The sequence below is a fragment of the Pseudomonas taetrolens genome, assembly GCF_900475285.1.
In the GTDB taxonomy this organism is placed as follows: Bacteria; Pseudomonadota; Gammaproteobacteria; order Pseudomonadales; family Pseudomonadaceae; genus Aquipseudomonas; species Aquipseudomonas taetrolens.
In genome coordinates this window covers 2,735,300-2,759,796 of the sequence record NZ_LS483370.1, presented here as the reverse complement: position 1 = coordinate 2,759,796, position 24,497 = coordinate 2,735,300, and the positions used below count along the sequence as shown (strand labels likewise).

General features: G+C 56.8%; 18 protein-coding genes and 1 pseudogene. 3 read left to right on the top strand and 16 right to left on the bottom strand.

Translation table 11 applies throughout. The features are described 5' to 3' along the window. Positions 1 to 9: 9 nt before the first annotated feature. Positions 10 to 1,365, top strand: coding sequence for an aminotransferase class I/II-fold pyridoxal phosphate-dependent enzyme (locus tag DQN55_RS12590; RefSeq protein ID WP_048382252.1), 1,356 nt, complete (start codon positions 10 to 12; stop codon positions 1,363 to 1,365). A gap of 61 nt (positions 1,366 to 1,426) precedes the next feature. On the opposite strand, the gene DQN55_RS12585 is transcribed toward DQN55_RS12590, so the two are convergent. The 8 genes from DQN55_RS12585 to DQN55_RS12550 all read right to left on the bottom strand — a co-directional run bounded on the left by DQN55_RS12585 (position 1,427) and on the right by DQN55_RS12550 (position 11,956). Further along, positions 1,427 to 2,470, bottom strand: coding sequence for a phytanoyl-CoA dioxygenase family protein (locus DQN55_RS12585; RefSeq protein WP_048382153.1), 1,044 nt, complete (start codon positions 2,468 to 2,470; stop codon positions 1,427 to 1,429). A 3-nt stretch (positions 2,471 to 2,473) separates the two neighbouring features. Next, positions 2,474 to 4,600 (bottom strand): capsular polysaccharide biosynthesis protein, encoded by a 2,127-nt coding sequence (locus DQN55_RS12580; protein ID WP_048382154.1) that lies wholly within the window; start codon positions 4,598 to 4,600, stop codon positions 2,474 to 2,476. Continuing rightward, positions 4,597 to 5,175, bottom strand: coding sequence for a GNAT family N-acetyltransferase (locus tag DQN55_RS12575; protein ID WP_048382155.1), 579 nt, complete (start codon positions 5,173 to 5,175; stop codon positions 4,597 to 4,599). The genes DQN55_RS12580 and DQN55_RS12575 overlap by 4 nt, the downstream gene beginning before the upstream one ends. A gap of 3 nt (positions 5,176 to 5,178) precedes the next feature. Beyond that, positions 5,179 to 6,678 carry an LTA synthase family protein gene (locus DQN55_RS12570; protein WP_172601057.1) on the bottom strand — a complete coding sequence of 500 codons (1,500 nt, stop codon included), beginning with the start codon at positions 6,676 to 6,678 and terminating at the stop codon, positions 5,179 to 5,181. A gap of 7 nt (positions 6,679 to 6,685) precedes the next feature. After that, entirely contained in the window at positions 6,686 to 7,462 is a 777-nt protein-coding gene (locus DQN55_RS12565) for an SDR family NAD(P)-dependent oxidoreductase (protein WP_048382157.1), read from the bottom strand. After that, positions 7,459 to 8,772, bottom strand: a complete 1,314-nt coding sequence (locus tag DQN55_RS12560; RefSeq protein ID WP_082150752.1) for a capsule biosynthesis protein — start codon at positions 8,770 to 8,772, stop codon at positions 7,459 to 7,461. The genes DQN55_RS12565 and DQN55_RS12560 overlap by 4 nt, the downstream gene beginning before the upstream one ends. Continuing rightward, the gene (locus DQN55_RS12555; protein ID WP_048382158.1) at positions 8,712 to 10,733 is read right to left on the bottom strand and encodes a capsular polysaccharide biosynthesis protein; all 2,022 of its coding nucleotides are present in this window, start codon (positions 10,731 to 10,733) and stop codon (positions 8,712 to 8,714) included. The genes DQN55_RS12560 and DQN55_RS12555 overlap by 61 nt, the downstream gene beginning before the upstream one ends. A gap of 146 nt (positions 10,734 to 10,879) precedes the next feature. Continuing rightward, positions 10,880 to 11,956 carry a phosphotransferase gene (locus tag DQN55_RS12550; RefSeq protein WP_231995582.1) on the bottom strand — a complete coding sequence of 359 codons (1,077 nt, stop codon included), beginning with the start codon at positions 11,954 to 11,956 and terminating at the stop codon, positions 10,880 to 10,882. Positions 11,957 to 12,198: 242 nt separating this feature from the next. Here DQN55_RS12550 and DQN55_RS12545 point away from each other — a divergent pair, with 242 nt between their 5' ends. After that, positions 12,199 to 13,131 (top strand): KpsF/GutQ family sugar-phosphate isomerase, encoded by a 933-nt coding sequence (locus DQN55_RS12545; RefSeq protein WP_048382159.1) that lies wholly within the window; start codon positions 12,199 to 12,201, stop codon positions 13,129 to 13,131. 276 nt (positions 13,132 to 13,407) lie between these two features. On the opposite strand, the gene DQN55_RS22725 is transcribed toward DQN55_RS12545, so the two are convergent. The 7 genes and pseudogenes from DQN55_RS22725 to DQN55_RS22645 form a co-directional block, all read right to left on the bottom strand. Next, complete coding sequence (locus DQN55_RS22725; RefSeq protein WP_306768564.1) at positions 13,408 to 13,971, bottom strand: KdsC family phosphatase; 564 nt, start codon at positions 13,969 to 13,971, stop codon at positions 13,408 to 13,410. Further along, positions 13,969 to 14,694, bottom strand: a pseudogene (gene kdsB / locus DQN55_RS22720) (3-deoxy-manno-octulosonate cytidylyltransferase); the annotation flags it as partial. The pseudogene kdsB and the gene DQN55_RS22725, both read right to left, overlap by 3 nt. Positions 14,695 to 14,724: 30 nt before the next feature. After that, the gene (kdsA, locus tag DQN55_RS12535; RefSeq protein ID WP_048382160.1) at positions 14,725 to 15,567 is read right to left on the bottom strand and encodes a 3-deoxy-8-phosphooctulonate synthase; all 843 of its coding nucleotides are present in this window, start codon (positions 15,565 to 15,567) and stop codon (positions 14,725 to 14,727) included. 126 nt (positions 15,568 to 15,693) lie between these two features. After that, positions 15,694 to 17,943, bottom strand: coding sequence for a capsular polysaccharide export protein, LipB/KpsS family (locus tag DQN55_RS12530; RefSeq protein ID WP_048382161.1), 2,250 nt, complete (start codon positions 17,941 to 17,943; stop codon positions 15,694 to 15,696). Then, positions 17,943 to 18,965 (bottom strand): CDP-glycerol glycerophosphotransferase family protein, encoded by a 1,023-nt coding sequence (locus DQN55_RS12525; RefSeq protein ID WP_231995581.1) that lies wholly within the window; start codon positions 18,963 to 18,965, stop codon positions 17,943 to 17,945. The genes DQN55_RS12530 and DQN55_RS12525 overlap by 1 nt, the downstream gene beginning before the upstream one ends. 103 nt (positions 18,966 to 19,068) lie before the next feature. Next, the gene (locus DQN55_RS12520) at positions 19,069 to 19,464 is read right to left on the bottom strand and encodes an FAD synthase family protein (protein WP_003446016.1); all 396 of its coding nucleotides are present in this window, start codon (positions 19,462 to 19,464) and stop codon (positions 19,069 to 19,071) included. Between the two features lie 249 nt (positions 19,465 to 19,713). Beyond that, the gene (locus tag DQN55_RS22645) at positions 19,714 to 20,727 is read right to left on the bottom strand and encodes a CatB-related O-acetyltransferase (protein ID WP_169755324.1); all 1,014 of its coding nucleotides are present in this window, start codon (positions 20,725 to 20,727) and stop codon (positions 19,714 to 19,716) included. Between the two features lie 390 nt (positions 20,728 to 21,117). On the opposite strand from DQN55_RS22645, the gene DQN55_RS12510 reads away from it, so the two are divergent. Then, complete coding sequence (locus DQN55_RS12510) at positions 21,118 to 22,785, top strand: glycosyltransferase (protein WP_157314787.1); 1,668 nt, start codon at positions 21,118 to 21,120, stop codon at positions 22,783 to 22,785. 180 nt (positions 22,786 to 22,965) lie between these two features. On the opposite strand, the gene DQN55_RS12505 is transcribed toward DQN55_RS12510, so the two are convergent. Continuing rightward, complete coding sequence (locus DQN55_RS12505) at positions 22,966 to 23,796, bottom strand: CatB-related O-acetyltransferase (RefSeq protein ID WP_082150753.1); 831 nt, start codon at positions 23,794 to 23,796, stop codon at positions 22,966 to 22,968. Positions 23,797 to 24,497 lie beyond the last annotated feature (701 nt).

The window sequence follows — 24,497 nt, the reverse complement described above, 5'->3', positions numbered from 1 at the left end:
TTGAGTGAGATAAGTGCAAAAACCCCCGGCGGTCTGAGTGGGGGTATCAAGCAACGGTTGATCCAGCAAGCACTGGAGCGCCGTCGCAGCGGTGCAGAAGCAGCAGACAACAATGGCGCGACCCTTGAGCAGGCGCAGCAGGCGGCACTGAAAGTACCCGAGGCGTTTTACCGGTTCGATCAGTATCCCGGCTATCAGCAGATGCAGTTCATGCAGCAAAGTGCTGCGCGCATGGGGTTGGGCAACCCGTTTTTCCGTTTGCATGACGGACTGGCGGGGGCTGAAACCTGCATTGGCGGTCGGGACTACGTGAACTTTGCCAGTTACAACTACCTGGGCTACTCCGGGCATCCGGCCGTGGCCCAGGCGGCCAAGGACGCGATAGATCGTTACGGCACCTCGGTATCGGCCAGTCGCGTGGTGTCCGGTGATCGACCGTTGCACCGTGAGCTGGAGCGCGAGTTGGCCAGCTTTTACCAAGTGGATGACGCGGTTGTGTTCGTCAGCGGTCATGCCACGAACGTCACCACCATCGGCTATCTGTTCGGCCCTCGGGATTTAGTGCTGCATGATGAGTTGGTACATAACAGTGTGTTGCAGGGCATTCAGCTCTCGGGTGCCCGTCGCCTGAGCTTTGCTCACAACGACTGGCAAGCGCTGGACCGGATTCTGGGTGAGCAGCGCCAGTATTTTGAGCGAGTGCTGGTGGTGGTCGAAGGCATTTACAGCATGGATGGCGACTATCCGGACTTGCCGCGATTCGTCGAACTCAAGCGCAAGCACAAAATCTTCCTGATGGACGATGAGGCTCATTCCCTGGGCGTCATGGGTGTGACAGGCAAGGGTATACGTGAACACTTCGGCCTGGCCGGGGATGACGTCGATATATGGATGGGGACCCTGAGCAAGACCCTCGCCAGCTGCGGTGGCTACATTGCGGGTAATACGGCGCTGGTGGAGCATTTGAAGTTTCTGGCGCCGGGTTTTCTCTACAGTGTGGGTATGCCGCCGTCCGTCACGGCATCAGCTTTGGCGGCACTGCGCTGCCTGGTCAATGACCATGAGCGAGTGCAGACCGTCCAGGCTCGTGGCGAGCAGTTTTTGCGATTGGCCAAGGCGGCCGGGCTGGATACGGCAACCAGTACCGGGCTGGCCGTGATACCGGTGATTACCGGCAGCTCGCTCAAGGCGGGACGGCTGTCCAGCGCCTTGTTTGAGCGCGGGATCAACGCTCAGCCGATCCTCTACCCGGCAGTACCGGAGCAAGCCGCGCGGGTGCGCTTTTTTGTGTCGTGTGAACACACCGAAGAGCAGATCAGCCGGACCGTGGCCATCGTGGCCGAAGAAATGGCGCGACTGGGCTGAACCGCCAACTCGGCGCCTTCAAAAAATTTGAAGGCGCCGGGCTTGCTTGCTGCCTGAAATTTTAGATAAACGGCTTTTCGTAGGCATTGAGCTGTTCGATGAACCGCCAATGAGTGCGTTTATCAAACCCCATCATGCGCTTGAGACGAATGTCCCAGCGCATGTGGTGGTTGGCGATCCATGGCAGGGCGAACAGGTGGGCGCCGCGCCAGGGGATAAACGGGTTGCGGCGCAGGCTTGCGTAGATTTCCACGCGGTGGCTCGGGCGCAAACTCGGGCAACGGGCGTGGAATCCCGATGTGTCGGCCACCACCAGCGTATTGGCGGGAACCGAGAAACGCCGCGGCGGCGGTAAACCCAGCCCGGCCAATTCATGCTCATAAATCCGGAACGAACCCTCGCGGTGCATTTGCTCGGGTGAGCGGGCTGCACCCAGGCTCTGGCGATACTCCCAGGCTAACCGCTCGGGCGTCAGGCGATGAGACCCTGGCACATAGCTGAACGGCCCCTGATCGTCGGCCACGTCATCCAGAAACAACCAGGCCTTGGCGGTCGGGTGGAACGTGTCAGCGTGCAGGCGGGTTTGCGGGTCTTCGTCGGCATTGACCGCGTCGATCACGATTGACTGCAATTGATAGGTGATGCCGCCCGTGTTCGATGACGCATAGGAAATCAGATCACGCACGCCGCGGTCAGCGATGAAGGCAGCGGTGGCCGGGTTTTGCGCCAGCACGTCCTGGTCCAGGCTTACGCGCCGGGTCACAGCCTTGCCCTGACGCATTTCCCAGCCAGTGCTGCGCAAATCACCCAGTTCGGCACGCAAGGCCGCAAATTGTTCGGCGGGCAGGGCATTTTCGCGCACGAAGAATCCCTGCTCCTCGAAGCTTGCCAGTTCGGCCGGGTTCAGCTTCGACGCCAGTGCCCGGCGGCGCATTGCTGCCATGCTCATCGCCATTTGGCGACGCTGCACGTGCAAGCCCATGGCATTGAGGCGGGCGCTGCCCAACACCGGGTTGTTCTCAAACGATTTAGCGTGGGTCAGCAGTTGCAGGCAATGCCATGGCAGCGCTGCATAACGGCCCAGATCCTTCAATGAAGCAGACATGGACTAATCCTTTAGCGGAGCCACTGCTCGGCGAAATCCGAGCATGGTCCGGGTGTAATTGAGCAATGCCCGAACGCGCGGCCGGTGGCTCAGGCGTGGCGGGCGAGGGTTCGACAGGCATGTTAGCGCATGCCACGCATCGCAGGGCAGCGCGGTGTGGGGGTCGTTATAGCGTGCATAGCGCAACAGGACACCGGCGACCAATTCATCCAGGCTAAGACGCCGGGTACGGTGGGTCAACGGCTGCTGGTCCTGAGTCAGACCCCAGCCGGCATAAAACGGGGTGCCATAGGTGACGACGGTCAAATTGCGCAGCAAGGCTTCGAAGCCGGCAGTCGAACTGAGGGTATGCACTTCATCGACCTGGGCGTAGAGCCGGGTGATATCGGTACTGGGCAACACTTGGTCGGCCAGTCCGTGCAACTCGGCGTCGCTCACGCGGCCACAACGTTTGCCTGCTTCGACATCCGGGTGCGGCTTGTACACGATCCAGGCATCCGGCGCAGTGCTGCGAACATGCCTGAGCAGCGCCAGATTGTCGTGCAGGGCAGTAATACTGCAGCGCAGTGAGGCGTCATCTTCCACTTGGCCGGGTATCAGAATCCGGCGCTGGCCTGGTCGTGCCCGTACGCGGTGATCGGCGTCACTTTTGAGGTTGAACTTGCTGGCGCCCAGAGCCACGATCCGCTCGCGCAGTCGGGCGGCTTCTGCCAGCGTAGCAGCGTCAAAGTCGCCGTGTTCGAGCAGGGTTTCCAGGTCAGAAGGTGCGCCGGCATCGTAGTGGATGCCGCTGCGGTCGAGTACCAGCGACACTGCCGGGGCATTGAGCGAGCCCAGCCCGCTGGAACGCAAAAAGCCATCTTCGATACGCCATACCGGCACGTTCGCGGCCTGAGCGCGGGCCTTGAGGCTGGCCGGTTCACGGGCTGCCCACACCAGCAAGGTGCCGCGCTTGGTGGCCAGGTTCTCCAGGAGCGCCGGGCTGTCTGTGGTGAACGTCAACTGACCCCAGCGGCTGCTGAAAAAACGCCGCAGGTTGTGCTGTTTATGCCGTTTGATCCCGAGCACCGTGATGTTCCCGGCAAACTCGGCATCTTGTGCTTTCTGTCGGGCCAACTGACGCGCGATGGTCAGGGCATCGGTCGGCAGACTGGTGAGTGGATCGACATAGCGGCTGTAGCGTATGTAAGCGGCTGCCACCAGTTGCACCAGGTCCGGTCGGGCCTGGCGCCGTGGGATGGGCATGCGGTCGTCCGTGAGGCCCCAGCCTGCATAGAAAGGCAGGCCAAAGCAGGTCACGGGCACGCCTTGAATCAGGGCTTCAAGCCCCGCCTGACTGGTACCGATGTAGACCCGGCGCGCACGCCGCGCCAACGAAGCCCAGGACACCGGCCGGCTTTCCAGCGGGACACCCCGTGCAGTTGCGGCGGCGAGCAGGCAACTGGGCTTTTGCCCGCCAATGCAGTCCGGATGAATGCGCACACGGACGTCGGCGTCCGGGTTTTCGGCGATTGCCACGTCAAGCATGCGCACATAATCGGCTTCGCACAGCCCGCCACCCGGAATCGAATAATCGCCGGCGGTCTGATCCACCACCAGTATTAACGGCTGCTCGCGGCCCAGCGGGTCGGCGGGGTCAAGGTCGGGCGCGTTGTTGTATTTGCCGATACCGGTACGACGCATCAAATCGATCAGTTGGCGGGCACTTTGAAGTTCATCAGGATGAAGGCTGTCGGGGTTCTGAAGAATATTTTCCAGCAGGGAAGGGCGATCAGCCAGGTAGTGGATACCCACCGGGTCGACCACCATCGACATCGGCGTGTCACCTTCGATACCCAGTGACGAAGAGCGCAGAAAACCGTCTTCCAGTGCGATGTAGGTCAAGCCCCAGCGCTGGCACAGTACCCGCGCGTGAGCCGATGACTGTTTGTAGCCAATCCCGGCGATCGCTTTCAGGTCTTTGGGCGCATGCCGCCCGCGCTGCCACAACCAGAATGGCTCGCCTTCCGGGCCGAGAAACTGCGGCAAATGCAGCACCTTCCACGCTACCCATTGCGACATGATGCCGATCCAGCCGGGCCCTTCAACCAGCGGCTGCAAAGGGCTGACGGGGGTGTCGAGACCGCTCATGGCTGAGCCTCCACGTCGCGGCGCATGCTGCGCACCGGCGGCCACGGCACCCAGCGCTTGCGCAGCAGGCTAAAACCGTTTTGCAGGTACAGATGGCGTGCGCGGTCATTGGCCAGCGGCACTTCCAGATAAACAGCTGTAAATCCACAGGCCGCTGCCTGTTTGCTGCACGCCTGCAGCAGCGCGCTGGCGATGCCGTGATTGCGCGCCGATTTGCGGACCCGCAAGCCATACAGCAAGAACGGGTAACGCCATTCGCGCCACTCGCTCAAGCAGAACGCGGCAAACCGCAGGGTGCCGCTGAGCCAGCCAAATTCGTGAACAAACGGTTGGATGCGCAACGCAAACGGTCCGCGCATCCGGTACTTGAGCGCGGCATAGCCCACGGCGTGTCCGTCTTCGAAGGCCAGCAGTATACGGTCCCAGTGAATGCTGGCGCTCAACAGGCGCTGGCGTGAGGCAGCATTGCCGAGGATAAAGGACAGCGACCCCCGGCCATCGGTCACCAGGCGTGACAGCTTGGGATCGGCGAGCAGGTCGGGCGTCAGGCTCGATCCCGGCACGATGGCAACCATGCTTCATTCGGCTCCGCTGATGGGGCGTGTTTGAGCAGCACAGGCCAGTAAACGACTGGCCAGCGCATCGACCCGCAGCGGGCTTGGGGTGACGTTGAACGGGCGGCGGTTGGACCAGATCAGGTAATCGGTATCGCCTGCGGGCTCGCCAACGGCCTGATAAACATTGGGCAGGATGGGCACATGGTCGCCAAAGAAACACAGCAGCGTTTCGTTGGCTTGTTCCTGGAGGGTCGTGCGCAGCTTGCCGAGCATCAGGTCGGCATTGGCGATATGTCGCAAGTAGGGGGCCAGATCGTCCATGCCTGGCAGCAGAGGCTGGTCAAACCAGGTGGGCAGTTGCGCCGCATCAACCTGTTCAAGGTGCAGCGGCCCATGGTTTTCCATGGTCACGGCGTGGATGAACAGGGGTTGAGTGCGGGTCGGGTCTTGCAGCAGTTCGCGGATTTTGTCCGCCACGGCGCAATCACCGATAAAGGGTCCGGCTTTCTGCGACTCATCAAAGCTGCGCACGTCGATGAACTCGTCGAAACCCAGGGCGGGCAACACCTTGTTGCGTCCATAAAAGCTGCCATGGAACGGGTGAATACAGACCGTGCGGTAGCCTTGCGCCCTGAGGTGGCTGGCAATACTCGGCAAGCCCTTGCGCGCCAGTACACGGTATGGATTAAAGCGGTGAACCCCTAAGCGTTCGCCGGGAATGCCCGTCAGGTAAGCGAATTCGGTGCGCACGGTATTGGCACCCCACGCGGCTACCTGCAGCTTGCCACGTGCCAGAGCTTCTTCTGCGAGGCGGTCGTACTCGGTCAATACCTGAGGTTTGACACCGGACCACAGTTCGCGCACGTCAAAAAAAGACTCGCTCTGCACCGACACCAGGTCGGGTAATGGCGCGGTAGACGCTGCGATGTTGCCCTGATCGAAAGGCGAGGCCAGGGTCGCCGGATCAACCGGTGCACGGGCGGCCCAAAAATAGCGCCACAGGCTGGCTGCCAGCCCCCAGCGCTGCACATCGGCACGCGCATCAAAGCTCGGTACATCGCGACGATGGCCCAGCTTCAGCAGGATCACCCCGGCCAGGCCCAGCCATAGCGCATCAAGCCGGCCCCCGGCCACTTGTGGTTCAAAGGTCAGCCCTGCCCAGAGGTAGATGACAAAGCCGATGGCCAGCAGGGCGGCTTTACCGATGCCGAAAAATGGCAGGTACAGTCGCGGGAAACGTACGGCGTCGCTGAAGTACTCGAAATCGGCGCATACGAACGGCTCGCGCAGCGAGTGGTACTTGGCGTTGCTGACCATCACAATCAACAACCAGCCCAGTACCACATTGATCCCGCTGAACAGCGGGCGCGCGGTCAAACCGTACAGCAGCGCCAGGCTGACGCACCAGATACCCGCGTGCAGCGACCAGCAGCTCAAGGGGCGGCGCAGCTCAGGCCGCGGAATCAGCAGGCGTTCGAGCAAAACGGTGATCAGCAGGCCAACAATACTGATGTGCAGAATGGAAAACTCACTCACTGTAATTCAGACCGCGCAAGATAAACGAAGAAAGGCGCTGCGGAATCACCCCCAGCAGCCAGGTGCCAAGGTTCAGCGGAAAGGGGAAGCTGATACGCGCCTGGTTTGCCGCCAGACCGCGCTTGATGCGATTGGCCGCTTTTTCAGCGGTCCATAGAAAAGGCTTGGGCCCAGGCATTTCAAAACACATTTTCGACTCGACATAACCGGGCACGATCACATTGATCTTCACGCCTTCGGGGGCCAGCCAGTCGCGAATGGCTTCGCCATACACGCGGATCGCAGCCTTGCTCGCGCTGTAGCTCGGCGTCACCGGTAATCCGCGCCACCCGGCCAGCGAGCTGAACAGCGCAATTTGTCCATGACCACGGGCGCGCATGGCAGGCAAGGCGGCCTCCACCGTGGCGAACGCGGCCATCACGTTGATTTCCAGTAGGGCGCGGGTTTCATCCCACTGCTCACCTTGACCCTGAGGGCCGATGTCGATGTTGATGCCGGCACCTATCACGACCAGATCGGGTTGTTCGGCGTCACTGATGCGTCGCACCATGGCGCGCAATTCGTCGAGTTCGCGTACATCAATCGGTTCAAGCAAGACACGGGCACCGCGAGCGCGGCACTCGGCGGCCATTTCTTCCAGGCGGTCCAGGCGACGGCCTTGCAGGATCAGGGTCACCCCTGGTGCAGCATAGGCCGGAGCCAGTGCGCCGCCGATTCCGCCAGTCGCACCAGTGATGAAAATACAGCGGGGCGTAGAGCGTTGGGTCATAGGAAGCTTTCAATTCTCGATGTTTTTGCCATCAGCACGTCCAGGCATTGGTTTACGGCCAGGTCGATACCACTGCGGGAATAAAAACCGCCATTGATCTGTGTGGTGTGAATCACCGTGTTGCGGAAATGATGAAACAGAGCCATGTCCGGTTCGATCGGGTGTGCCCAGAAATCGTCAAGACTGCCGGGTTGTGTCAGGCCGTGCAGGGCGTAGATCGGGTTGGCCAGGGCGAAGGTCGGGCGCTTGTGCAGCAGCGCCGAAGCGCCGGCAGTACTGTTGACCGTGATCATCCCGGCAATGTGCGACAACAGCGTAGGCATATGCCCGCTGTCGAGAAAGTCCACCCGGTCGACTACGTCATAGTGTCTGGCGAGGGTCTTGGTGATGCGCTGATAGTTCACCAGCCCCGGTGTCAGCGGATGATCCTTGACCACTAACCGTGCGTCGCCCGGCGCATGCGCGGCAAACGAAGCCAGCACATGGTCGATCACTTCGGACATGTTGTTGAAGGGGGAGTGATCCTTGATCTGTGCATCGCTGTCCAATTGCAGCGGCAACAGGAACGTTGGGTTGCGCTCGCGCGCGACTTGCGCCACCAGAGCATCATCGCGAGCCCCTGAAAGCAACAGGCGCGCACCACGGCGAATATACCCGACGTACTCAGTGGCGGCCGTAAAGGGGGCGTGGGTGCGGTAGTTCGGAAAGCACAGCTTGTTCAGCGCGCCGCCGCAGTGATACAGCACGTCATGGGTGGCCCGGGTCAGAAACGACTGCTTGAAGGCCGTACCATTGTCGTAGCGCGGAATGAACTTGCCGACTTCCCGATACCAGTCCGGGTCATTCGGCAGTTGCGAGTTGTTATTGACGCCGTCGCGCTCCAGGGTGATCCAGTACGGACGGAAATAGCCTTCTTCAAACACGTGGACCCGAATGCCCAGGCGCCGGGCCAGTGCGATGGCGGGGAGATGCACGGGGCGACAGTCGCCGAACAGCACCAGGTCGGTGACATCAAGCTGGTGGAACGTACGGCTATAAAATGCTTCCAGTTCCCCGGCGTGCGCCGAACAAAACGTGCGTGCGCCAGGGCTGTACAGCACGTCGCCCACATTGAAGTTGACGCATTGCACTTGTTGACCGATTTCGCGCAGCGATTTGGTAAGCCGCGCGAAGAACGGGGAGCTGACGCCTTGCAGGAACAGAAAGCTGTGAGAAACCGGAGTAAGTGAGGGATTTGGTGCCCGCGCTTTCAGTTTCTCAGGCGCATTTTGCCCAACAAACTGTTCAAGCGCTGTATCAAATCCTGCCATTTGGTGGTTGCTCCAGGCTGCGGTGATGCACGCCAGTGTTGTAGTTCGTGAAGAGTCTGCTCAGCGGTGGTAAAGCAATCTGTGATGCGGCTGACGTAGGTGGGGTACAACAGCAATGTGCCCGCCACCAGTTGATCCAGGTTCAAGGTGCGTGTGCGTCGCGCTCGCACCCCGGGGTGCAGGTCTTCGTCCTGGGTCAAGCCCCAGCCGGCATAGAACGGCTGGCCATACGTGGTCACAGGGACTCCGCGAAGCAAGGCTTCAAAACCGGACTGGGAGGTCAGTACGTGCACCTCATCCACGGTGTCCAACAGGTGTTGCAGCGGCGTGTTACCGATCACTTCGTCACACCATTCCACCGTTTGCTCTTCGTCCGGGCCACGGGCGCGGGTGCCGGCGAGTACTTCAGGGTGCGGCTTGTACAGAACCCAGGCATCGGGATGACGTTCGCGCACCGCCTGCAGTAATTGCAGGTTGCTGCGGATGCGATTGGCCCCAAAGCGGATCGACGCATCGTCTTCCACTTGTCCTGTGACCAGAATCACCCGTTTTGCTTCAGCGGGTCGCAGCCACGGATTGCCGGGCAAGTTGTACTTGGTGACCCCTGTACGGCAAATAGCCTCGCGCAGGGCCTGCGCCCGCATCTGCAATGGAGCCTCAAAGGGATCTTCAAGCAAGATGCGTTCCAGGCGCGACGGGCGGGTGGCGTCGTAGTAGATCCCCAGATCATCCACGACCCAGGACAGCGGCCTGGTCTTGCCTGCGCCGAGGCCGACCGAGCGCAGGAAACCGTCTTCAACCCGGCTCACCGGGTGAGGGTGCGCCATGAGTTCGGTGTCGTGTTTACAGCCCCAGGACACCGTAGGCAGAAGCGGATCCAGCGGCAGCTCGGGTTTGACGAACTGAATGGATGAGCCCTTGAAAAACAGCATGACCAGCGGTTCTTTCCAGCGGCTGAAACCCATCATTTGCACCGACGCTGGCAGCGCACTGCGATGGCGGCGCTGCAGACCCAGCCAGTGCATCAGCACCTCTGGCGTGCACGGCTGCCCGGTTTCGGGGCTGACATAACGCGTATAGCGCACGAGGCTGGCATGTACCAGTTGCTCAAGGCTGACCGGGTGGCGACGGGGCGGAGGCGGCAAGCGATCCTGTGTCAGCCCCCAACCGGCATAAAACGGCATACCCCAGGTATGCACGGGCACATTCCACATCAGGGCATCGAAGCCCAGCTGCGAGGTCATGACATACACGGCCCGCATGCGCGGCAGTAATTCGGCCGGATGAACAGGGCTCGCCAGCACCTGCACCCGAGGGTGGGTGGCCAGCGCCGCCAGATCAAAATGCCCTTGCTTGCGACCCGCGACTACATCCGGGTGAACCTTGAGCAGCACAGTGCTGGTGGGATAATGCGCCAGGGCCGCGTCGAGCATGGCGTTGAACGCTTGCGGGTCAGCACCTTGCAGTGATGCATCGCCAAAGGTTTGATCCGCCAGCAACACACAATCATCCGGCAGATCAGGGTGTTCGATCCGTGCGTCGTTGTATTTGGACACGCGCTGCTGCTGCCACAGTTGTTGCAGCGCCTGGGCGCGACTGGTTTCGTCCGGGCTCAGTGGGGTGCCAATCAATTGCTCCAGGCGCGAAGGCGCGCTGGCGTCGTAATAAACACCGATGTCATCGACAATCAGCGACAGCGGCGGCTCATCAGCGCCCAAACCCATGGAGCGTAAAAAACCGTCTTCCAGGGTGACGACCGGCAAATTGGCCTGCGAGGCGATCGCCATGGCTTTGATTGCGCTCGGCTTGCGTCCCCAGGCCATCATGCAATCGGCTTTGCGCACGTCGGCCACGGTGCCGTTTCGCAGCACGTAATCGGGCAGCAGCGAGGGCAGGGTGGGTATGCACTGAGCACCTTTGGACAGGATCAATAAGCGCGGTAGAGGAGTGGCTTCATCCATAAACGTGGAGCAATAATCCGTTTGAAGTATCGTGCGGAATAAGCCGCCAAGCAGAGCTGGACGACTAAATATTAGGCGCGAATATTAATACAGATTAAGGATGGGAAGCCTGATTTTTCGCAACTATATGTAGGGAAATCCTTAAATTAGACGGAATGCGTAATGGCAGTCTGCCTTTGATCATCCAGCAAGCCAAGCAGATAATCGTACTTCTGTCGCAGCAATGGCATGCGTTTCTTCTCCTGGTACTCGCTGATGGTTTCCGGGCGCAGGCAGTGAAACAAAGCATTAAGCAGGAACATGTAGTGAAGGTTGCAGAGCGCTTCATCAGGGTCGAAGTGCGCCGGCAGCGCTTGGCGATAAGTGTCTATAAATTGCTGTTGGGCTTTGAGGAACAGCGGCATATCCTTTCGTCGGAATAGCGCGCTCAAGTAAGCCCCACCATCAAATCCCACGCGGCCGACCTTGACCTCACTCCAGTCGATCAACAACAGTTGGCCTTTGTCGACAAACAGGTTCTTGCGCAGGTAATCCATATGGCTGATGCACTTGGGGCTGCGGCGCGCAGCCCGGGCCAGGCGTGCCAGTACTGGGGTAAAGGCCTTGAATTTATCCACCAGCCCGCTGAAGCGTTCATCGCTGCGTCCGAGCCGCTCAAGTTCGGGCAGACAGCGCGCAAAGTTGAACCGCGGGCGCAGTAGAAACCACGGGCGATAAAAGTCCATGCTCCAGAACAGGGGGGCCTTGTGTGCAGGCTGGCGGCTTAAGTAGTCGTGGCTCAGGGTTTCCTGTTCGGCAATGGCAAGGGCCAGTTGTGGTGCGATGCTTGGCATTCGCGGCGGCTTGCCGCGCACAAAGTCAGTGAAGATCAGGCTTTCCCACGGTGTTTCAATCACCCCCAGGCAAGCCGGGTACTGAAACTGCGTGCTGGCGCCGAGCATGTCCAGCTGTCGATAAAAGCGCGCTTCCTGGCTGCCAATAAAAAATACCTTGCGGATGGACTTTTCAACCAGTTCCACGGTCAGACCCGTGCAGGGATCAGTTATTTGATGATGGCGCACGTAGTTGACGAATGAGGCGTTGGAGTCCAGATCCTGGCTAACGACTGTCAGTGGGTGTTCCCGCCATTGCGGCAACAGTGCGCGCAAATGGTCCTGCAACTGGCCGTGCTGCCAGCGGTAAAGTGTTCTGCGACCCTGCAGAGGATGTAGATCCGAATTCATGGTTTCAACTTAGGCGAGTGCCGTACGTCCGACTCGTTGCGGTATGGGGAGCAATATGCTGAGTGATAGAGAACACAGGTACAACGAAAAGTTTGCTCATCAGGCCGTTTTTTATGGCCTGGACAGAAATCCAGCCAATAAAAGTCAATGGGTGTATGTGACGTGAGTTTGCTAATTGTTTCAAAGAGCTTAAAATTCCTTGCCCCATCCTTTCCATCTCTTCAAGGACGAAAGTCAAAAAGATGAATCACCTCGCTATCGCAAAAGAAGCCCTCATCGCCCAGGCACAAGCGGTCACCCAAATGGCCGAGCGTCTTAATGGTGAATTTCAGAGCGCTGTCGAACTGCTCCTCGGTTGTAAAGGACGCACCGTGGTCTGCGGCATGGGCAAGTCAGGCTTGATCGGTCAAAAAATGGTTGCGACCTTCGCTTCCACGGGCACCCCGAGTTTCTTCCTGCACCCGGCTGAAGCCTTCCACGGCGATCTGGGCATGCTCAAGCCAATCGACGTGCTGATTCTGATCAGCTACAGCGGTGAAACCGAAGAACTGATCAAGCTGATCCCGAGCTTGAAATCCTTTGGCAACAAAATCATTGCCATGACCGGGAATGGTAAATCCACCCTGGCCAAGCATGCTGACATCTGGCTCGACATTTCCGTCGAACGTGAAGTGTGTCCGAACAACCTGGCACCGACCACTTCAACACTGGCCACCATGGCTATGGGTGATGCACTGGCCGTCGCCATCATCGCAGCCATTCAGTTCAAGCCGATGGACTTCGCCCGTTACCATCCGGGCGGCAGCCTGGGCCGTAAATTGCTGACTCGCGTCAGTGATGTGATGCACTCTCCGGCGCCTATCGTGTCCCCGTCCACCAGCTTTCACGATTGCCTGCTTGCCATGACCGAGAGCCGCATGGGTCTGACCGTGGTTCTGGACGAGGGTGTACTGGTAGGTATCGTCACTGACGGCGACCTGCGTCGCGCACTGCTGCAGAACCAGGGTGTCACCGGCAGCACGGTTGATCGGTTCATGACGCGCAACCCGCACACCATTGAGGAAAGCTCGCAGCTGTCCGAGGCCGAAACCTACATGATAGATAACAAAATCCGCGCCCTGGCCGTGACCAATCACGCCAATGCCATCGTGGGTGTGGTTGAAATTTTCGACTGATTCGCCACGGCCAATACTGGGGGCAGTTGTAGCTGCTGCCGAGGCGCGAAGGCTGCGATCGGTAATTGATAGCCGTTACGCAGCTGGACGCGGCCCGCTTGCTCGTCCGCTGTGCCGGAAGGACTCACGGTCCAGCGCCTGAGGCAAATGAAAAACGCGCCTGCCTGATGGCAGGCGCGTGCTGTTTTCATAGCGCGATCAACTGGCGCCTTACGCTGAATAAAAAAACGGGGCCTGCTAGAGGCCCCGTTTTTTATTCAGGCGCAAGTCGTCGACTTATTGCGCCATCTTGGCCATGACCTGCGCATAACCTGCCGCAGTGCCCAATACCGCGTCCTTGCCCTGGGCAAACAAAATACTGTCTGCCACTTCGCGGAAAGCACCCGTGCCACCTGCTGCCGTGAGTACGTGAGTAGCGGCTGCTTTTACGTACACAGGAGCATCTGCGACCGCAAACGACAGGGCGCATGCTGCGAAAGCAGGCAGATCGATGCAGTCATCACCGATGCACGCTGTATTGGCAGCGCTGACACCGGCTTCGGCCATCAACTGATTGCATGCAGTCAGTTTATCCTTCACCCCAAACTGGCACAGGGTGATGCCCAGATCCGCAACGCGCTTGCGCAGCGTTGGCGAATCACGACCGGACAACACCGCCACGCGCACACCGTTTTCTTCCAGCAAGCGCATACCCATGCCATCACGCACATGGAAACGCTTCAGGCATTCGCCAGTTGCGTCGTAGTAGATGCCGCCATCGGTCAGCACGCCATCCACATCGGTAATCACTAGGCGAATGTCGTTCAGTGTGGTGCGAGGAGCCGGTGTTTTCCCGCTCATCAGGGCGCGTACCTGCTCCAGGCATTCAGGCGTATCAACGCCCGGCCCGGTGGGTTCAACCACGTAGGCCCGAATGCACACACCGGCAGCCATCAGCCGCAGTTGCTCAAGTTTCTCGGCGTTTTCCAGCATCGCTTGCGGCAGGCCGCTGTAGTCCGCCAACACGTCGCGACGATAACCGTACACGCCGACATGCTTGAGGTAAGTGGCTGCTTCGCCATCCCGCGGGTACGGGATGGGCGAGCGGCTGAAGTAGAGCGCATTGCCATTATTGGCCAATACCACTTTCACGGTGTTGGGATTGGCGGCTTCATGAGCATCGATAACATGGCACAGCGTACCGACTTTTACCTGTGCGTCGGCCAGCATGCCGGTAGCGAGGGCTTCGATATCTGCCGGGCGAACCAGCGGCTCGTCGCCTTGCAAGTTGATGTAAATATCTGCATCAACTTTCGCCATGACTTCTGCCAGACGATCCGTGCCTGACGGGTGATCCGGCGAGGTCATGATGTATTGACCGCCAAACGCCTCTACGGCTTGCGCTACGCGCTCGTCGTCAGTTGCGACAACGACCACGTCAGCGTTTACCACTTCCAGCGCGCGTTCGTACACGTGCTGCACCATAGGTTTTCCGCAGATGTCCGCCAGCGGTTTGCCCGGCAAACGAGTCGAGCCGTAGCGGGCCGGAATAACAATCGCGACCCGTTGTTCTGTGCGTGCCATGTTCAGAATCCTTGCTTCAAAAGGCCGGGCTTAACCAATGTTCAGCGCTGGGAACGACTTGACCAGATCATCCAGTGCTTTGATCTGAGCCAGGAACGGCTCCAGTTGATCCAGTGGCAGGGCGCTTGGGCCGTCGCACTTGGCTTGATCCGGGTTCGGGTGAGCTTCCAGGAACAGGCCGGCCAGGCCGACGCCCATGCCTGCACGTGCCAGTTCAACCACTTGCTCACGACGACCGCCGGACGCTGCACCCGATGGATCGCGCTGCTGCAGGGCGTGGGTCACGTCGAAAATGATCGGCAGGTTGTCACAGGTGCGCTTCATTACGCCAAAACCGAGCATGTCGACCACCAGGTTGTCGTAACCCAGGCAGGTGCCGCGGTCGCACAGGATCAACTGATCGTTACCGGCTTCCTTGAACTTGTGCACGATGTTCTGCATCTGCGACGGGCTCAGGAACTGAGGCTTTTTGATGTTGACCGGCTTGCCGGTTTTGGCCAGCGCCACTACCAGGTCAGTCTGGCGGGCCAGAAACGCAGGCAGTTGCAGCACATCGACCACTTCGGCGACAGGCGCGCACTGATAGATTTCGTGGATGTCAGTGATGACCGGCACGCCGAACGCCGCTTTGACGTCCTGGAAAATACGCAGGCCTTCTTCCATGCCCGGGCCACGGTACGAGTGAATGGACGAGCGGTTAGCCTTGTCGAAGCTGGCCTTGAACACATACGGAATGCCCAGCTTGTCGGTCACGCGCACGTATTCTTCGCAGGCGCGCATGGCCAGATCGCGGGATTCCAGTACGTTGATGCCACCGAACAGAACGAAAGGGGCATTGTTGGAGCATTCGATTGCAGGGGTGATTTTGATCATGGTTACAAGTCCATTTTGAAAATGATGAAAAAGGTCAAGCAATGCACGGATGTCAGATCACAACAGGTGTGACTGACATCCGGCGCGGGTATAAAAAAGCACGACCGGGCCTGGCATCAATCGCGCTCAACCGTTTAGCCAGCGGGCGAGATTGTTGTGAATGCCGGCTTCGTCATTGGCGGCCATCGAATACGCATTAACGTAGTGATGAAGAAGCTTTTGGGTGCGCTGCGCGTCATAGACGAGCTCGCTGTCGAGGCGCGTCTTCAGCTCATCAATGCTGCGCGGGTATGCAGCAACGGCGTAGGAGTAGTCGCATTCACCGGTCACAACAACGGGGCGGCGATGCAGCAGCGCTTCCAGTCCAACGCCGGAGTTAACGGTAAAGACGGCTTTCGCACCCGATATGAGGTCGTGGACCGAGGCGTCCGACATCTCGATGGCTCCACGGCTTGAAAGGGCTTCGAGTGTTTTCTGTACCGTCATGCTGTTGCAGTAGGGGTGGCGCTTGACCCGCACTTTTGTGGTCGTGCCCGCGTAGTACTCGGCGACGGTACGCACCAAATCTGCGCCTGTGATTTCTGCAAGGGCGGCAACAGTATCGGTGGGTATCTGCAGGGCGACGAAAACGTACTCATCTGTGTACGTGATGCGCTCTGCGCTCTGCGCATACTTGGAGACGTTGTTATGGATATACGCTTCGCGCAACGCCTCTTCATTCGCCGCCAGCACCTCGGCCGTGACCTCGGTCGTCGATTGCTCAATCGGAGCATGGATCGTGGCGAGAGAGGAGTAACCTGCAAACCCCTGGTGGTCCATGCTGCAACGACCGGCTAGCGGAACTTCCTGGATGTGCAGGTGGTTGTCGCTCAGAGGGGCATTGGTGTGGTAGCTGACAATGCGGGCGCCTGGAATTCGAGGGTCACAGTTCCTCCAGTTCCATTGGTGGCGTGGTACCAGAATCAGGTCTTTACGAGACAGAAGGTATCCGTACACGTTTGACAGGAATTCGCGAACAGTCGCGTAGCTTGGTTTTTCTTCGTTGGGAGCAGCGAAAAATACCGTTGGAATGAAGACTTCGACGACCTTCGAAAGATCCATGGTGCTGGGTTCGATGTCAACGATCGTGCCATTGCTCCAGCCGTACAGATGCTGAGACACCTCGTTGGTATTGGCGATTTCAGCAAGTACTCGGGACTTGCCCAGGTTTCGGATCACGGCATCCAGCCAGGCCTGATTTTCCTCGGAAACGGGTTGGGTGCCGCCTTTGTTCCGGTTGATGATCAGCTGCGCTTCGTGTAGCCAGCGGCATTTCACCGCGACCTTGACCTGGTCGTTCGGGTTGATGCCTTTCTTGCCTTTTTCCGCAGAAAGCAGCGACTGTGCGAGATTCCGCGCCGCTTGGGTTTTTTCGTACAAATCAGGAAAGAAAGGCGTTGCGCGGTTAATCATGGGCATGAACTTCATCAGCGTTTCGCGAGGAAAGCTCAAAATGCCCAATAATGTGTTGCGCGCATCATCGTACAGCGCGTGATCAATCTCGAAAGACAGGCGCTTGACTGATCCAAAGGCCGGATAACAGGCTTGGGCGCCACACAGATAAGAATAGGCTCGGGCGACCTGAGCATCGTCACGCAACATATCGCTGATTCGCATCAGCAGTTTGCGTTCAGAAGGGTAGTTGACTTGTGCCGCCAGCAGCACATCCAGTGCCGCTTCTTGATTGCGTGCCATTTGATAGGCTTTGGACAGCATCAGGCGGTAGTTAAGTGTCGATGATACGTGCTCGGGAAACGAGTTAATCGTCTCAATCAGTGCTTCATGCTGATTCAGCTGGCTGTATACGCGCGTCAGAATACTGAAGTTGGTCAGGTTCAGTGGGTCAGACTTGATGGCTTGACGCGCTTGGGTGGCGATGATGTTGAGCCACGATTCGTCGTTCCCGGCCAGCAGGAATGACTTTTCCAGGTCGCTGGTCGAGACCAGCGGCTTGGGCTTGGTAAAGGTTTCTTTTGTTTGCTGTGCAAACAGCGGCGAGCGATAAAGTGCCAGCATTTCGGAAACCTGGCTGCACGAGGGTGCTCGCTTCAGTATTTCGATGGCTTCTTCTTCGTCGCCGCGACCGCCCAGGATCTTGGCTTTTTCGATGTAGCCAAACGAGTTGGACGGGTACTTTTCAATCGCGCTGTTTGCATAACGCAGTGCCGACGCCTGATTGTTATGCAAGTTGGCAGTGACAACCGCCTGGCGCAATTGGCTCAGGGAAACATTCAGCCGGAGCAATCTGTCAGTGCAAGCCAGACTGGCACGATGTGCCCCCATTTTTGAAAGCAGGAAGATTGCCTTAACAATGATGTGTCGCTGGATGGATATCATTATTTTTTCACGCTCTGCTTTTTCTTGGCGATCGCCAGCTGCCGCTTGGTTTTGTAGAACTCTTTCAATTCCTTGCGCACATAGGATTGAGGTTGAGTCGGTGTGAACTCACCTTTCCACAGTTTTATCAGCGCATCGCGAGCCAGACTCAATGAGTCTTTGGTATCAGTGAAGAGAGAGCTGCGCAGCGGTTCATACAGCTGGACATACTTGTCAGCGTTCTCGGCCAGCTCGGTGATGCCGGCTGCCAACGCTTCGGGTGTCTGGATGGTCAGACCCAGTTCGCTCCGGCGCGAGTACTCAAGGCTGTACCCGTCAATTTTTTTACCGCCCATCTGCTCGGACAGGTCGGTATCCAGCAGCGCAATGGGCTTCTTGCAATACATCGCGTCGAAGATCGCGCCGCTGTAATCGGAAATGACGACATCGCAGATGGACAGCAACTCCAGAAGGTCATCATTCGCTCCGAAATGGCAAATGGCTCCCATGTCCATCTTGTCTTTGCGAGCGCTTTCGAGCAGTTCGGTGTTGTGGTGCATTTTCATCAAAACGTTGAAGTTATCAGCCAGCTCGTAAATAGAGCTCACGAACTGGTCAACGCTGGACAGATCGCCCCAGGTTGGCAGATACAACACTGTTTTTTTGTTCGGGTTCAGTTTGGCTGCGTGTTTTGATTTGGCGGCCTGATGAAAACTCTCCAGATGCCAATCATCGTAACGAGGATTGCCAACGGAAGCCGTTGGACTGAAATAATCGATACGCTCTGACGCATAAGGGCCGTAAGTCAGACACAGATCTGCAAATGCACGCCATGGGCCGTAGTTATGCGGCTCTTTGGCATAGCCATACTGGATCATGGCGATCTTTGATTTTTCAAACGCTTCGATACGTGAAAAAGGTGTCTGGCATACGATGATGTCAAAGACGCCATCGAGTGTGGCCATTTGTGCGCGATCCCACACCATAATTGGGGTGTGGGGGTTTTTCAGGATGTCATCGCTGAATTCAGCGATGAAATCCATTCGCTTTTCAATCACAAAGCATGCGCCAGGGAAGGTGCTGGCCAGCTTTTGAATGTGAAGGAATTGAAACGGGTTCCACCCAACGAAACCGATTCTGGGTGACTTACCCATACTTTTTGATCTCTGCGATCAATTGGGTCGTGGAGATACCTTCGGTGCGCGGCAGGTAGATAACTTCGCACAGCGACTTGAATTCATCGAAACGGCCTTCCCAGTCATTGCCCATGACCAAAGCGTGAGCGCCGAACTCTTTGATGTACTCACCCTTGAGCTCAAGAGACTCTTCGATGAAAACTTCGTCCACGCATCCGAGTGAGGCGATGATGTCGCGACGCTCGCCTTCGGGGTAAACCGGGTTGCGTTGCTTTTTCGAGAAGTTCAACGCATCCGAAGAGATACCCACAACTAGCCGATCCCCTTGGGCGCGGGCGCGCTGCAGGATTTTTACGTGACCGATGTGCAGCACGTCGAAGGTACCGAAGGTGATGATAGTTCTCATATATATCCTTATCGCGTTGGCGGTTGCGTCGCATGTAACGGGGTGGAAAGGGTAGCTTTCGGGCTGTTGTCTCGAGGTTCAGCTTGTCGGTAAGGTGATCTCGTTGTTTCTCAGAGAGGCTGCAGGTTTCGTGATACCGGGTGTAAATCCTGTGGCGTCTGCGCATGCCTCACCTTTCAAAGGTGGGGCATGATGCGTTCACAAAAGCCCGCCATTGTACCGGGGGCTTTTGTGGTTCGGATACGGGTTTTATTCCGCGTTGCCGCGCGGTTGGGTCGTACCGAGTTTGAAACTGAATTTTTTGCGAGCCAGTTTTCCTTTGAACGGCTTGCCATCCACCAGGAAAGTCAGGCGATACCAGCCACGCTTGGCGTCGAACGACGTGCTCTGGATCGGATAAACGCCAGGTGCAACCAAAGCCGAGGTGCTGTCTTTTCCTGGTTCGTGCGAAATGACTTCGATCGAGGTAAAGCGATCCAGGGCATTCATGTCTGCATAGGCAGTAGGTGTTGAGATCCAGACAATGCCGGAGCTTGTACCGCTCGCGGAGTTGTCGACAGTGCCGGCCAGCACGCTGCGGTTTTTCAGGCCCATGTGAAGCTTGATCGCACCGATCTTTTCGAGCGCTTCGGGCACGTTCGTGAAGTCGACGTCAACCATGTCTTTAGGTTCAAGGTCCCACCACTGGCTGGCCAATAGCCGCTCAATGGTCGTTTCGTCGAAACGATAGCGGATCACTTGAGCGGGAATACCGCCCACGATTGCATAAGGAGGTACGTCTTTTGTAACCACCGCTCCACCAGCAATGACGGCACCAGTGCCGACGGTTACGCCTTGGCAAATCATTACGCCGGCACCAATCCATACGTCGTGACCAATCACTGCCGGGTTAGCAGTCGGGCCCTTGACGCGCTGATGAGCCGAGTAGTCTTTAAAGTCAGTGAAATGATTGTTGTTGTACTGGAAGGGGTGGCAGCTCAGATAATCAGTCGGATGATTGATAGGGCTAATTTCTGCGTTGCGTGCTATGGAACAGAAATTCCCGATAGTAACGCCTCGACCAACATAGCCTCCGTTGCCAATGTAAGTGTATTTGCCTATCTGGGCTTTCGCATTGACAGTGACAGCGCCATAAAGTTTCACTGGGTCCATTAAAATAGCGTCCGGTGAAATATTGGCAAGTTTCGATATCAATGTGCTTTCCAAAATCAATGCGCTCCGTAGTATTGCAGTGCCATCACTTAGGTGTTTTAGTGCCACCATGTGACTATCAAGAGATATTCATATGGCGCGTCTTAAATGCCTTGATGCCGGGTTGGGAAACTGGGGATCTTATCGGCGAGCCATGCTTGTGTCAAGATGTGTAGCGAGTGGATATGGTAATGGCCAACTGAACTGTAATTGCAGTCGTCAACTCTGTGCTGCTGCAATACAGGGCGGTCAATATGCGGAGATTTCTGTTCAGGTAATGTATTGCTTTGATAACTACAGGATTGGAAGCCGGTAGATCCGAAACCTTGAATATGAGTACTATCGTGCCATGTAGGTGGCGTGTTCATTAACGGTGCAGCCTGCCAGGCTGGCGGGTAGTTTTGGTGCGGATGCTCATAGGTAGGTATGATGTCCAGAAAGTTCGGGTCAAGGGGGTTTGCCGTGCAGCAAGTAATATCTGTCTTGTATGAGTTGGCGGAGCAGGGTGGGGGAGTAACACGTGTTTCGCTAGGCAGAACAGCTGCACTGGTCGAGGCGGGAGTGAATGCGCGCATAGCCGTATTGGACTTTGATGAGCGGCTTGATACAACGATCAGGAACCTTGTTGATCAGGGGCGTATTCCTGAGACGGTTAAAGTCTTGAATTTCTATAAGTGGTTTGCCTGCAAGGCTTTGGAAGTTATAAGTCCGGGTGTTGCAGGTGGTATTGATTCGAATATTGAGCATTTGCAAGTTAAGGTCGGCAGGCGTATTGATCATATCAATGGCGCGAATGTCAGTGTTGTTCGCTATATAACGATCAAGGGCTATGTGTATTTAGAGGAATTCCAGAATCACCTGACGGGTGGTGTGATGGTTGTGATTTCCATGCCCGGCAAGAGGCCGCTCAAGTTCAACTCGCTCGACGCGGCCCATGCTTACTGGTTGAAGTGCCTGTCAGTCGAGTGCTTGCCCAGCTTTATCGTTGCGGATTCCATTGGTGCTGCGGATGCAGTATGTAGTGTAGAGGGCGATGATATTTACAGAGTGCTGATGATGCACAGTAATCATTTGCTTAAGCCGTACCGTGTCGGTGGTGCTATTGCGCCTAAATACCACGGTGTTATCAGGGGTCTTCCTCACTGTGACCGGCTGGTTCTTTTGACCCGTGGACAGCTTCACGACATGCAACAGCAGTTTCCGTCAGGGCGATATTCAGTGATCGGCAACCTGGTCACCCTTGAGTCGCAGGATGAGCCGGTTCTGCGTGAGGCTAATCTCGCTGTTATCGTGTCGCGGCTTCACGGTGTCAAGCGTATCAAGTCGATGGTCAGTGCATTCGCCAAAGTAGTGGCGATAAATCCTGATGCGCGCCTGGAGATCTGGGGCTCGGGAGATCAGGAGGAAGAGATAAAGGCATTGATTCTCAAGCTCGGCATGCAGGACTCCATTCAGGTGATGGGTTTTGCAACGAGCGTATCCCGCATTTTCAGGCGAGCCAGTGTCAGTCTGGGCATGTCGGCCACTGAAGGCTTTGGCATCAGCTTTGCTGAGTCCTTGGGGTATGGCACTCCGCTTGTGTCCATGCGTACCAACTATGGGCCCCAGGAAATTGTGGCTGATGGTGAGGACGGCTTTATCGTAGATGCCGAAGATGAGTTTGTAGAGAAGATCTGCCTGTTGCTCGGTGATAGCGCTCTGGTTTCGTCCATGGGCAGTAAGGGCGCGCTCAGTGCGCGAAGGTTCACGTCTCAGTCGATCGTTAAGCTCTGGCTCGATCTGTTTGATGGCTTGGCTGGTGGGTCGACTGGGCGCGAAGCTCATGCCAGGCCCGAAGGAGAGGTTCTCCAGAATCGGGTGTCGAGTAAAGTTGGCTGGATTTATCTGCCGGAAGCGGCCAGTGAGCAAAGTGCCGAATGCTATCGATCGGCCAAGAAGGCCTGGGTGCTGGAGGTCTCTGCTGAGCGTGAGTTTATGGGGGAAATTGCCAGGGTGCAGCCCGGGGCGTACGAAGTCGACGAAATGGTCTTCGATGAGGTTAAAGGAAGGTACCGTTTTCGCTTAATGAAGGAGGGGGTGTCTTTTCGGGGGGCTATTGCAAGTCGGGCGATAAAATTTATGCTTTCTTGAGGGCGGGGCTGGTCTCTTGAGTGAAAGGGCATCATTTCTTATTTGAGGTGATGACACTATCGAAGCGGGCGCCCCGCCCCCTGGAGCTGGTTAATGCCCGGCTGAAGGGGTGGGGCTTTGTTTTCGCGGGTACTGGTCATTGCAGTCCATGGAGTGACTGCATTTCAGCGTGTACTGAAGTCAGCCTTTGGTTGGCAGATCATTGATTGTTCTGAAGGTGAACGTCACGGTCCCTTTTGGGATGGTTTTTGGAGCGCCATCGATTTTCAAGGCGAAATGATTTTTCTCTGGGTTGTGCCAGGCCTTTTCAATCTTGAAATTCCCTGAACCGAAGGCTGACTCGATGATGTTCACGCTGTCAAAGTCTTTCAGGATTTCAGGTTCTGCATATGACTTTTCGATGTCAAACCAGATGACACCATTTTTGCTGGTGGACGAATTCTTGAGGGTGGTGAGCAGTGTCTGGTTTATCAAGTTCTTGTAATCGGCTCGGCGGGCTTCTATCTCGTTGAGCGCTGCATCAATGTCATTAAAGTCGACGCCGTTCATGTCGGTAGGGTCAAGTTCCCACCAGCGCGACTCTAGCAGGCGTGAAACGGTCTCCTCATCAAAGCGCATTCTTATTTCTTTTGCTGGCGCTCCGGCAACAATGGCGTAGGGTCGAACGTCTTTTGTTACGACTGAGCTCGAGCCAATCACTGCGCCATGACCAATGGTGACCCCGCCGCGGATAACAGATTTTGTTCCGATCCAGACGTCGCTGCCAATTTCAGTCACATGATCCCGCTTGCGAGGCTGTTTTACCTTGGTTATCTGGTATTCAGGCTGATTGGCGAAGTGGTTGTTATTGTATTGGAATGAATGTGAAGACAGCATGGTGAGTGGGTGAGCTTTGGCACCAATTTCAATGTCTCGGGCTATTGAGCAATAGTTTCCGATATGGGTATGTTGTACGTAAGTGCTCGTTCCGATGTATGTGTATTTGCCAATGCTCGAGGTTTTATCTACCACAACTACGCCATAGAGTCGTACGGGTGCAACGAGGGTGGCTTCTTCCGAGATTCTGCAGCCGGGCCCTATTATGTTTCTGCTTTTATGTCTGGAACTGTTCAAATCTAACTCCGGAGGACTTATGGTTGGAGAGTCTTTGGTGTGCAACTAAGTATTCTTCAGTTGTGGTTCAATGCTTTCAATGTCGCTCGATGTTATTTTATTTTCGGAAAAAATTCCAGAATTATGGAGTCGAAAGCATGGAGTCCTTCATTGCGTATTACTCATTCTGTGACCGAGGTCCGGTAGAGTTGGGTTGTTGGGAATGGGGGGGTGGGCGGAAGGGTGTGAAGGCGCTGGATGGTTTGTTCGTTTTGGTAGGGTTTGACAGGTATTTCTGTGGTCGGTATTGCTGTTCGGAGTCGACAAAAGGATCTTGGTCAATAAGTGGGGGGTGAGGGTGGTGGGGTGTTGAGTCTGTTAGTGGGAGTCCTGACATCAACTCGCAGACCTGTTTCTGATTGAAAAGTTCCGTGAGTTTTCGTCTGTGCTATTCGGGCATGCTAAGTAGCTGCTGTTCAATCTGTCCCTGGTGATGCGAGTCAGGATGGCGCCTGCGTCGGAGTGATGGTCAGGCACTTCATCGTATGGAGGTATTCTACAGTCAAATTTCTATGCCTGAGCGGTACGACTTTGCTTTCAGCGTGTATTCTAGGATCTCC

What these genes read in the sequence shown, in the direction of transcription:
- DQN55_RS12585 (WP_048382153.1), bottom strand. Translation starts at nt 2,470, where the DNA reads ATGTCTGCTTCATTGAAGGATCTGGGCCGTTATGCAGCGCTGCCATGG.
- DQN55_RS12545 (WP_048382159.1), top strand. Translation starts at nt 12,199, where the DNA reads ATGAATCACCTCGCTATCGCAAAAGAAGCCCTCATCGCCCAGGCACAA.
- kdsA (WP_048382160.1), bottom strand. Translation starts at nt 15,567, where the DNA reads ATGATCAAAATCACCCCTGCAATCGAATGCTCCAACAATGCCCCTTTC.
- DQN55_RS12525 (WP_231995581.1), bottom strand. Translation starts at nt 18,965, where the DNA reads ATGGATTTCATCGCTGAATTCAGCGATGACATCCTGAAAAACCCCCAC.
- DQN55_RS12555 (WP_048382158.1), bottom strand. Translation starts at nt 10,733, where the DNA reads ATGGATGAAGCCACTCCTCTACCGCGCTTATTGATCCTGTCCAAAGGT.
- DQN55_RS12580 (WP_048382154.1), bottom strand. Translation starts at nt 4,600, where the DNA reads ATGAGCGGTCTCGACACCCCCGTCAGCCCTTTGCAGCCGCTGGTTGAA.
- DQN55_RS22725 (WP_306768564.1), bottom strand. Translation starts at nt 13,971, where the DNA reads ATGAGCGGGAAAACACCGGCTCCTCGCACCACACTGAACGACATTCGC.
- DQN55_RS12575 (WP_048382155.1), bottom strand. Translation starts at nt 5,175, where the DNA reads ATGGTTGCCATCGTGCCGGGATCGAGCCTGACGCCCGACCTGCTCGCC.
- DQN55_RS12520 (WP_003446016.1), bottom strand. Translation starts at nt 19,464, where the DNA reads ATGAGAACTATCATCACCTTCGGTACCTTCGACGTGCTGCACATCGGT.
- DQN55_RS22645 (WP_169755324.1), bottom strand. Translation starts at nt 20,727, where the DNA reads ATGGTGGCACTAAAACACCTAAGTGATGGCACTGCAATACTACGGAGC.
- DQN55_RS12550 (WP_231995582.1), bottom strand. Translation starts at nt 11,956, where the DNA reads ATGAATTCGGATCTACATCCTCTGCAGGGTCGCAGAACACTTTACCGC.
- DQN55_RS12530 (WP_048382161.1), bottom strand. Translation starts at nt 17,943, where the DNA reads ATGATATCCATCCAGCGACACATCATTGTTAAGGCAATCTTCCTGCTT.
- DQN55_RS12565 (WP_048382157.1), bottom strand. Translation starts at nt 7,462, where the DNA reads ATGACCCAACGCTCTACGCCCCGCTGTATTTTCATCACTGGTGCGACT.
- DQN55_RS12560 (WP_082150752.1), bottom strand. Translation starts at nt 8,772, where the DNA reads ATGGCAGGATTTGATACAGCGCTTGAACAGTTTGTTGGGCAAAATGCG.